Genomic DNA, 8,576 nt, shown 5'->3' on the forward strand with positions numbered 1-8,576 from the left:
CGGGCGGACGCGGCGGCTCCGCGCGGAACCCGTTGTTCATCGGCGGACGCGGGCGCTGCGGCGGCGGGGGTGGCGGCATCGGAGCCGGGCGCGGCGCGCGGCGGTTCGTCAGCACGAGCCTGCCCACCAGGTAGGCGGCGGCGTCTTCCAGCCGGTCGAAGCGGACCGGGTTCGTGGGGCCGTGGTCGAACCACGACACCTCCCAGTCCTCGCCCTCGACGCGCAGCAGCCAGGTGCGGTCGGCGGGCTCGCCGAACCGGTAGGCGGCGGGCGGCACGTCCAGCTCGTCCAACGCGCGGCGGAGGCCGGACAGCTCGCGCTCCTCGTCCGGCGTGACCTGGCGCGGCGGGGTGATCTTCGGCCGTTCGGCGTGGGGCCGTTCCCGGGTCTGCTCCTGGGGCCGTTCCGGGCGTTCGGCCTGGGGCGGTGCGGGCACGGGGACCGGCACGGGCGCGGGAACGGGCGCCTGGCCCGGCGGCGGGCTCACGTCGTCGAGCAGTTCGACCGCGTCGGCGTACTGCGTGGGCTGCTCGACGTACGCCGGGGGCGCGGGCTGCTCGGCGAACCGTGACTCTTCGTGCTCGTCGTGGTCATCGTGTTCGCCGTGCGCGTGGTCGTCGTGCTCGCCGTGGTCGTCGTCCCGGAGGTCGCGGGCCTCGGCGTGGTCGTCCTCGGCGCGCGGGTCGTCCTGGGCCTCGAACCGGGACTCTGTGCGCTCGGCGTAACCCTGGTCAGCGTAACCCTGGTCGGCGAAGCCCTGGTCAGCGACGCCGTGGTCCCGGTGATCGTCGGCCGCGTGATCCCCTGCCGCGTGATCTCCGACCGGGTGGTGATCGGCCGTGTCGCGCTCGGCGAAGCCCTGGTCCGGGGCCTCGTGCCCGGTGGTGTCGTGCCCGGTGGTGTCGTGGCCGGCGGGCTCGCCGAACCGCCCGCCATCGTGCGCGGCGAACTGCGGCCCGGCCTGCTCCGCGAACCGGGGCTCGTCGTGCTCGGCGAACCTCGACTCGTCGTGCTCCGCGTACGGCTGCCCCTCGCCCTCCGGCGCGTACAGCCGGTCCGGGTCGACCTCGAACTCGGCGGTGACCTCCGTCGCGGCGGCCGGCTGCTCCGCCCGGTGCGGCTCGACCCGGTACGGCTCCACCTCGTGCGGCTCTGCGTGGTGCGGCTCGGCGTGGTGCGACTCAACCCCATGCGGGTCGACCCCATGCGGCTCGGCGTGGTGCGGCTCGGCTGCCGACTGGTCGGCCGCCGGCTCGCCCGTCACCGCCTTGACCTCGGCGGTCTCCTCGGCGGGCTCCGGGTCCGGCTCCTCGTCGGTGAACGGGTTCCAGGTCTGGGTGTCGGTCAGCTCCCGCTCGTACGCGGCGGGCGCGAACAGGTCCATGCCCTCCACGTAGGACTCGCGGCGGTACCGGTCGTCGATCACCGGGCCGTCCTCGTCGAACCGCACCCGGTAGGGCGGCCCGTCCTGGGCGTACTCGATGACCTCGGGCTTCAGCTCGGTGAGGTTCGCGGTCTCCTCGACGTCCACCGCCGCGCCCGGCGCGTCACCGGCGGCGGTCACGTCGGGCAGCGGCGCGGCGACCGTCGCGCCCACCTCGACCGGCGCCTCCGGCGGCTCGGCCACCGGCAGAACGGTGCCCTGCGGCGCGGCCGGCGAACCCAGGTTCGCCGCCGCGGCGACCCGCGCCTCCTCCGTCACCTCGGGCAGCACGAAGTCCTGCGCCTTGGCCCGCTCCACCAGCTCAGGCTCCGGCGGCACGCCGTAGGCGCGCAGGTAGTAGCCGACCGCGGCGGGCCAGATCCAGTGACCGTCGGTCTGGAACGCCACCGGCACCACGGCCGGCGCGTCCGGGTTCAGCACGTCCGCGTCGAACCCGCGCCCGATCACCGCGACCGGCGCCCGGTCGAGGTAGCTCAGCAGCAGGTCGCGGTCGGTGTCGGCGACCGGCGGGCGGTTCACCGACGGACGTCCGCCGGGGCCCGCGCCGTCGAACACGCGGGCCGTGCGGAACGCGCGCGGCGGCGGGGCCTGGGGGTCGCGCGGCGGCGTGGCCTGCTGGATGCGGTGGCGCAGCCAGTCCGGCACGTTGTCGTCGGTGCGCGGGAAGAACCGCATCTCGTCGAGGTACGCCTGCGGCGGCGGTGGCGTCGTCCACGACGGCTCGGCGCGGTCGAAGTCCAGGTTGTAGCTGGACGGGTGGTCCAGCTGGTACCGGGCGTTGGACCAGCTGCCACGGCCGTCCCGGTACATGCCCGCGCGCAACCGCGAGAACAGGCCGGCGACCTCCTGGGGCGGCGACCACGCGCGCACGGCGCCGTCGGCCGACCGCACCTCGGCGGCCAGCTCGAAGTACCGGCCGGTCGCGCGGTACTCCGCCGTCACGTGACGCCACTCCTCCGGAGCGGCACGCATCAGCGTCAGGCCGATCTGCTTGACCAGCGCATCCTGCTCGGTCGGGTTCAGCGGCTTCAGCTCGGACACGTGGACCATCTTCCCCCGCGACTCACCGTGCCCGCACGTGACCCCGCTGAGCCGAACGGACTAATGACGCGCTGCGACAGCCCTCAGACCCCCTGTTGCGGCTGCCGGACCGTCGCCGCGGCCACCTCGACCAGGCTCCCGTCGGCCAGGAGTTCCCGCACCGCGCGGGCGAGGAAGTACCCCGTGCCGCCGCCCGGCTGGCCGAACCACGGCACCGCGACGCCCTTCAGCGCCGGCACCGGCTTCTGCACTCGGTACACGTGGTACCGGCGGTTCAGCCAATCGGGTGGCAACGATCGGTTGCCGAACGCGGTGCCCGCCTCGTAGGCCAGGTTGCCGGTCTCCGCGCCGAAGCGGTCCAGCTCGACGCCGACCGGCAGGACCACGTCCTCGCGGTCGCGGAACAGCGACAACGGCGGCTCGTCGGGCAGCGGCTGGATGTCCGCGACCGGCCGCACCTCGTCCGCGCCCGCGGGCCGCGACGCGCCCGGCTCCGCCCGCCACAGCAGCTCCGCCAGCAGCACCTTCGCCGCGTCCACCGCGTGCTCGTAGACGCGCGGACGGCCGTGCGGGCCGCGGCTGGCGTCCCAGAACTGGACCTGCCAGCCCGACCGGCCGGGCGCGGGCTCGATCACCAACGCGTCCGGCTTCGGCTCGACGATGCCGTACTCGGACTCGGGCACGCCGTAGTGGTCGAGCCGCGCCTTGAGCTGGTCCAGCGCGCGCTGGTCGACCTCGGAGACCACCCGCGGCTGGTGCTCGGGCAGCGGCGCGCCCGCGGCCTGACCGGTGGCGACGGCGGCCGCCGCGTCCTCCGCCTCCGGGGCGACGTCCGGCACGGCGTAGTTGTTGTCCCGGATGTGCTGCACGAGCTGCGGCACCGGCGGCACGTTGTGGTTGCGCAGGTAGTACGCCACGCCGCCCGGCCACACCCACGTGCCGTCGGTGTGGAAGGACAGCGGCACGGACGGCGTCGCGTCCGGCTTGAACGCGTCCGGCCCGTACGACCGCGCGGCGAGCACGACCGGCGCGCTCTCCAGGTACGCGAGCACGTCGTCCAGCTCTTGCGGGTGCACCGCGGGCCGGTGGTGCAGCGGGCCGCCGTCGGGGTCCACGGCGTCGAACAGCGGCGCCGCGAACACGTCGGCCGTCGCCGGTCCGAGCCCGGCCCGCTCCCGCAGCCACGCCGGGATCGCGCGGTCGTCGCGCGGGTAGGTCTCCAGCTCCTCGACGTAGTGGTGCGGCGCGGGCGGCCGCGTCCAGTCCGGCTCGTGGTCCCGGTCGAACTCCGCCGAGTACGTGTCCGGGTGCACGAGGTGGAACTTCATCGACAGCCACGTGCCGTGACCCGGCCGCGCCATGCCGTCGCGCAGCTGCACGAAGAACGGCAGCGCCTCCTCCGGCAGCTCCCAGTCGAACGACGAGCCGTACATGGTCAGCCCGGACACCTGCGTCTCCAGGTGGCGGCCCACCATCCGGAAGTCGACGAACAGCTGCTCCCAGTCACCGGGGAGCCGCTGCACCAGCAGGGTGGTGACGGAGCCCAGGATCGCGTTCTGGTCCTCGACGTCCAACTGCGGCGCGGTCATGCGTTCTGCTCCTCGGTGCTCACAGACTCGGGGCCCGCGCCCGCCTCGACGAGCTTGGCGCGCAGCCAGTCGGGGACGTAGGCCTCGTCACGCGGGAAGACCTGGAGGTCGCGGGCGAAGTCCGCGGCCGGCACGGGCGGCTCGAACCGCGGGTCGTGGTCGAAGTTGTAGGTGATGTCGATGCGGACCGGCGCGTTCACCACGCACCGCGCCGAGAACCACGTGCCGCGCCCCGGCTGGTACAGCACCTGGCGCATCTCCTGGAACGCCGCGTTCAGGCCGTCCGGCGGGAACACCTCGGGGGTGGTCCCGTCCGGCAGGTAGACCTTCAGCGTCACGTCCTGCACGGCCACCGTCATCCGCACCAGCACGTCGATCCGCCGGAAGCCGTCCGGAGCAGCGTCCAGCAGCATGCCGCCGATGTGCTGGAGCAGCTCGTCGTGGCGCTGCTCAGAAGTCGGCCGGCCAGAGGGCTGCGTTGTGCTCATTCGGGTAGCTCCTGACGTAGATCTCGGTCGTGCCGTCGGCGAGCGTCACACGCCACCGCGTCTGGTACGTGTGAGGGTGGCGTTGCAGCGGGTCGCGCAGGGCGAACGTGTCGATCATCTCGACCGTACCGCCGGACTTCAGGAACTTCGCGCGGTCCCGCTCCATCCGGTGCCACGTCTCCTCCGTCGTGAACGCCGGTCGCCCGTTGCCCTGGTTCTGGTCGCGCTGCTGGCTGGACTGGTTCGCCGCCTCGCCGGGACCGCCGGTCTCGTTGCCCTGGTGGTGGCCGCCGTCGGACAGCTTGCGGCCGTCCGCGTCCACCTCGCCGTGACCGCCGACGTCGAGCTGGGCGCTGCCGTCGCGGCGGATCGCGCCACCCGACCGCAGGTCCGGCCGGCCGGTCGTCGCGACCGTCTCGCCGTCGCCGTTGGTGCGACCGCGCCACATGTCGTTGTCCGCGACCAGCACCGCGTTCGGCAGCGGGTTGTTCAGGTCCGGGCTGAACGGCCGGAACGTGTGGACGTGCGACGTCGTGCCGTCGTCACCGGTCTGGAACGTGCCGTAGCCCTGCTTCTTGTGGTCGTCCAGCACGAACCGGGTGTTCGGCGGCAGGTCGGCGCGCGCCGCGAACGGGTCGGCGTTGTTGTACGGGCGCGTGACGGCGGCCCGCTGCTCCGGCGTCCAGCCGCTGGTGTCACCGCTGACGACCTTCACCGAGTACACGTACCCGTCGTCGGTCTTCGTGCGCTGCACGGCCAGCTCGACCTGGCCGTTCGCCGGCGCGGGCCAGGTCCGGACCGGCTGCTCGGCCCGGCCGAGGCCGTAGAAGCCATCGGACGTGACCTGCGCGTGCGCCGGCGCCTGCGCGATCTCGGCGTTGACGCGGCTGCGCTGGCCCGAGTGGGTGTCCTCGAACACCACGTGGCCCGACTCGTCGGTGAGGAACCGGCCGCGCCGCTGGCCGTGCTCGTCGCTGACCAGGTACTCGGTGTTCGAGTCGTGCACCTGACCCGGCCGGCTGAACGGCTCGCCCTGCCCGAGGCCGGTGACCGGGGCCTGGCGGGTCGTGGTCGGCTCGGTCCGGTCGACGGCGTGCTGCGGGTGGCCCTGGGAGTCCGTGGTGAACTCCTGGTGCAGCGGACCGCGGTCGATGTTGTAGTTCGTGCCCTGGGAGGTGTGCTGGACCTCCGGGTTGCGGGTGTCGTTCGACAGGTAGTCCGGGGCGGCCACCCACCTCGGCTTGCCGTCCGCGTCGGTCTGCACCGTGCCGCGGTACGTGCCCTCGGTGTCGTGGACCTCCATGCGCGTGCTCGGCGGGAGGTCCGCGCGGGCGGTGAACGCCTCGCCCGGCCGCGGCGCCAGCGGGTGGTCCCGGTCGATCGCCTGGCGGCCGTTCGCGGGCTCCGGGACCGGCTCGATGATCACCGCGCGCTCGATCGGGACGACCCGGTCGCCGATCTTGATCGAGTCCTGGGTGGTCTGCCGGGTGCCGTCGGCGTTGGCGACGAACACGTCGTGCCGGTGCCCCAGCTCCACGCGGTAGTGGGCGTTCGGCGCGGGGTTGCGCACCTCGGGGTTCTCGCCGTGCCGCGTGTTCGGCGCGATCGCGTCCACGTGCACCGCGCCGTTCGCGTCCACGTGCACGACGGTGCGCACGGCGCCGTCCTCGCCGCGGATCGTGATCCGGGTGTCGGCGGGGAGGTCCTGCCCGGCGCGGAAGTACGACTCGTCGTCGCGCAGCCGGACGTCCCGCTCGTGCGTCGTCTCCGGCGCCGACCACGGCTGCTGCACCTGCGGCTCGATGTCGAGCCGGCCGCGGTGCGCCTGGTCGTCGGCGGCGAGGTCACCCTTCGGCTCGTGGCCGGGCGGCATCCCGTTCTCGCCGGCCGGGCTGTGCGTGCCGTCCGGCTCGAACGCGTGCCAGCCGCCGTCCGGTGGGATGCGCGGCCCGGTGCCGGCGTCGTTCGGGGAGCTGGCGTAGACGTTGCCGTGCCGGTCCGACCAGGCCAGGCTGTCCGGCGCGATCACGCGCTGCCCGGTTTCCCGCGCGACGTGCGCGGCGAGGCTGTTCTCCCCGCCCGCGCCCGCGTCGCAGCCGACGAACATGATCGGCCTGCCCGCCAGCTCCGGGTGGTTGTTGATCAGCTCGACCAGTTCGGCGCGGGTGTAGTGCGTGTCGCCGATGCGGACGCCGTCGCCGGCGGTGTGGATGTCGAGGACGACGTGCCCGTCGCTCGCCGGGATGCGGCTCGACAGGTCGCGCAACCGGTCCTCGGTGTGCAGCGCGACGCCCGAATCGGTGACCTGGCTGTTGCGGATCGCCTGGTCGACGCGCTGCGACACCTCGCCCAGCGGGATCGGGCCCTGGTGCGCGACCGGGCCGAGGTCCGGGTTCGGGGTGAGCGTGGCCGGCGGGTCGGCGGGCGCGTAGTTGTCGAACGCGCCGTCGCGGGCGTCCGCGACGCTCGCCGTCTCCGGCGTCAGCACGTTGCCGTCGCGGTCGAACGTGCCGAAGTCGGGCGGCAGCACGCGGCCGTCGGCCGGTGGCACGTCCACCTCGCGCATGACGCCCAGGTCCAGCAGGCGCTGCACGCTCATCTGACCCGTGGCCGGGTCGGCGAGGTTGGCGTCCAGGACCGGCTGGAGCTGCCGCGCCCCACCGCTCTGGTCGAACGCGGGCGCGACCGGCGCCAGCTCCACCGTGAGCGGCGCGTCCAGGACGTAGACGTGGTAGCCCTTGCCGAGGCTGTCCGGCATGATCGCGCGCTCACCGAACCCGTACGCCTGACCGTCCGGGCGCAGGGGCGAGAGGAAGTCGCCGTTGGGGCTGCCGAAGCGGTCGAGGACCGTGCCGGCGGGCAGCTCCACGACGACCCGCGGGCCGTCCGCGCCCTGGTTCGGCGGCCAGGCGATGCTGCCGTCCGGGTGGGAGTGGGCGTCGCGGAACGACTGGTAGTCGCCGTACGGGCCGTAGGGCTGGTAGGTCGGCTCGATGAGGGCGGCGGCGCGCTGGTCATACGTGCCGACGGACTGGTCCGTGGGGCCCGTGCTGTCGTGGACGGAGTGGTAGTCGCCGTTGTGGGAGAAGCCCTCGACGACGCCTGCCGGCAGGCCCCAGACGTTCTTGTTGGGGAACGGGTCCGAGCCGGTGCCGGTGCCAGTGTCGGTGTCGGTCCCGGTTGCGGTTTCGGTTTCTGCGGGCCATTCGTGACTGGCCGCCGGGGAGTGCTCGTCACCGGGCTCGCCGACCAACTCCGTGGGCTGGTCGGCGCCGTCGGTGTCCGTGCTGTCGGTGCCGTCGGTCGGCGTGCTGTCGGTCGTCGGGCCGTCAGCCGGCTGGTTGTCGGACGCCGTGCCGTCAGTCGGGGTGCTGTCGGTCGGAGTGCTGTCGGTCGGGGTGCTGTCCGGATTGGGACCGTCGGTCGCAGGCGTCGCCCGGTCGCCGGTCGGAGACGGATCTCCACCACGCGACGCAGGAGCCGGACCCTCCGTGCCGCCACGGGAAGCCGGTGCCGGCGAGTTCGGCGCGGCAGTGGGCGTGGACGTCGGCGTTGACGTCGGCGCGGCTGAAGTCGGCGCCGCGGGACGAGCCGTCGGCTCAGGCGTGCGTGCCGGTGCCGGACCGTCCGACCGACCCGGTGCCGCGGGGCTCCCGGCTTGCTGGCCGGTGGGTCCGAACCCACCAGGCTGAGGCGCGGGCGACGGCGGCGCGGCAGCCGGCGGCGCGGACGACGCCGGACCACGCTGTTCCGGCATCGACACCGGTGCGGCGGCGGGCGACGGCTGCACCGGCACCCCGGTCAACGAACTGGCGCTGACCGCGTCGTTCCCACGAGCGTTCTGATCCCGCCCGCCCGCAGACGAACCCGAGGCAGGAGGGGTGGTCCCATCGGGCGCGAATCCACCCGCCGCCGGCGCGGCAGGCCCACGCCCACCACCGCCGGCTCCACCGGCCGGGGTCGCACCGGCCGCCGGTGCAGCCCCACCGCCGACAGGCGCGGAAGTCCCGGCAG

Annotated in this window: 4 protein-coding genes; all 4 read right to left on the bottom strand. The window is 74.1% G+C overall.

Translation table 11 applies throughout. The annotated features are described in order from the left end of the window. Nucleotides 1–2,494 (bottom strand): hypothetical protein (locus tag ACFQ3T_RS31645; RefSeq protein ID WP_452603491.1); only part of this gene is annotated, 2,494 nt, incomplete at its 3' end. Nucleotides 2,495–2,568: 74 nt separating this feature from the next. Next, nucleotides 2,569–4,074 (bottom strand): TNT domain-containing protein, encoded by a 1,506-nt coding sequence (locus tag ACFQ3T_RS31650; RefSeq protein WP_380728962.1) that lies wholly within the window; start codon nucleotides 4,072–4,074, stop codon nucleotides 2,569–2,571. Next, complete coding sequence (locus tag ACFQ3T_RS31655) at nucleotides 4,071–4,562, bottom strand: hypothetical protein (protein ID WP_380728964.1); 492 nt, start codon at nucleotides 4,560–4,562, stop codon at nucleotides 4,071–4,073. The genes ACFQ3T_RS31650 and ACFQ3T_RS31655 overlap by 4 nt, the downstream gene beginning before the upstream one ends. Then, nucleotides 4,525–7,815 (bottom strand): glycohydrolase toxin TNT-related protein, encoded by a 3,291-nt coding sequence (locus ACFQ3T_RS31660; RefSeq protein WP_380728966.1) that lies wholly within the window; start codon nucleotides 7,813–7,815, stop codon nucleotides 4,525–4,527. Before ACFQ3T_RS31660 ends, ACFQ3T_RS31655 begins: the two co-directional genes overlap by 38 nt. Nucleotides 7,816–8,576: the final 761 nt, after the last annotated feature.

Origin of the sequence: Saccharothrix hoggarensis (assembly GCF_042678885.1) — a bacterium.
Taxonomy (GTDB): Bacteria; Actinomycetota; Actinomycetes; order Mycobacteriales; family Pseudonocardiaceae; genus Actinosynnema; species Actinosynnema hoggarensis.